This window comes from Actinomadura sp. NPDC049382, assembly GCF_040677125.1.
GTDB lineage: Bacteria > Actinomycetota > Actinomycetes > Streptosporangiales > Streptosporangiaceae > Spirillospora > Spirillospora geliboluensis.
In genome coordinates, this window is record NZ_JBFARO010000269.1 from 1 (window position 1) to 1,654 (window position 1,654).

Below are 1,654 nucleotides of genomic sequence, written 5' to 3' on the forward strand. Positions count from 1 at the left end.
TGATGCCGAGCCGTTTTAGGTGAAGTGAGTGATCCCATGCTGTCGAGAAAAGCCTCTAGCGAGTGTACTGGCGGCCCGTACCCTAAACCGACTCAGGTGGTCAGGTAGAGAATACCAAGGCGATCGGGTGAACTGTGGTTAAGGAACTCGGCAAATTGCCCCCGTAACTTTGGGAGAAGGGGGGCCTCGTCCGGTGAAGGAACGTGCTTCCGGAGCTGGGTGGGGTCGCAGAGGCCAGGGGGAAGCGACTGTTTACTAAAAACACAGGTCCGTGCGAAGTCGTAAGACGCTGTATACGGACTGACGCCTGCCCGGTGCCGGAACGTTAAGAGGACCGGTTAGACCTTTCGGGGTCGAAGCTGAGAATCTAAGCGCCGGTAAACGGCGGTGGTAACTATAACCATCCTAAGGTAGCGAAATTCCTTGTCGGGTAAGTTCCGACCTGCACGAATGGCGTAACGACTTCCCCGCTGTCTCAACCACAGGCCCGGCGAAATTGCAGTACGAGTAAAGATGCTCGTTTCGCGCAGCAGGACGGAAAGACCCCGGGACCTTCACTACAGCTTGGCATTGGCGCTTGGAGCGTCTTGTGTAGGATAGGTGGGAGACTGTGAAGCCGGCACGCCAGTGTCGGTGGAGTCGTTGGTGAAATACCACTCTGGTCGTTTTGAGCGTCTAACCCGCACCCGTGTATCCGGGTGGGGGACAGTGCCTGGTGGGTAGTTTAACTGGGGCGGTTGCCTCCCAAAATGTAACGGAGGCGCCCAAAGGTTCCCTCAGCCTGGTTGGCAATCAGGTGGCGAGTGTAAGGGCACAAGGGAGCTTGACTGTGAGACGGACGTGTCGAGCAGGTGCGAAAGCAGGGCCTAGTGATCCGGCACCTACGTGTGGAAGTGGTGTCGCTCAACGGCTAAAAGGTACCCCGGGGATAACAGGCTGATCTTCCCCAAGAGTCCATATCGACGGGATGGTTTGGCACCTCGATGTCGGCTCGTCGCATCCTGGGGCTGGAGTAGGTCCCAAGGGTTGGGCTGTTCGCCCATTAAAGCGGCACGCGAGCTGGGTTTAGAACGTCGCGAGACAGTTCGGTCCCTATCCGCTGCGCGCGTAGGAGAATTGTGAGGGTCTGTCCCTAGTACGAGAGGACCGGGACGGACGGACCTCTGGTGTGCCAGTTGTCCCGCCAGGGGCACGGCTGGTTGGCTACGTTCGGTCGGGATAACCGCTGAAAGCATCTAAGCGGGAAGCCTTCCTCGAGATGAGTTCTCCCACCCCTTTTGTGGGTGTAAGGCCCCCGGTAGACGACCGGGTTGATAGGCCGGAGATGGAAGCGCGGTAACGTGTGGAGTCGACCGGTACTAATAGGCCGAGTGGCTTGAACACACTGAACGTTCAAAGCGAGTCGCTGTGTGAGAGTTTGTTCGCGTCCCTGTGTGGTTCTCAGGAAACAACCTGGAACCGCAGTAGATAAGTGAAGATTCTGAGCCTGCCGGCTTGGACGTTGATTTGCCCACCTTCTGGGTGGTGCGTTGAGACGTTCGGTGGTTTTGGCGAAGGGGAAACACCCGGTCCCATCCCGAACCCGGAAGTTAAGCCCTTCAGCGCCGATGGTACTGCATGGGAGACCGTGTGGGAGAGTAGGACGCCGCCGGAC

At 58.0% G+C, this 1,654-nt stretch carries 2 rRNA genes; both read left to right on the forward strand.

Annotated features, from left to right (window positions below):
• Positions 1 to 1,383, forward strand: a 23S ribosomal RNA gene (locus AB0K34_RS46575); the annotation flags it as partial.
• A 154-nt stretch (positions 1,384 to 1,537) separates the two neighbouring features.
• Positions 1,538 to 1,654, forward strand: a 5S ribosomal RNA gene (gene rrf / locus AB0K34_RS46580).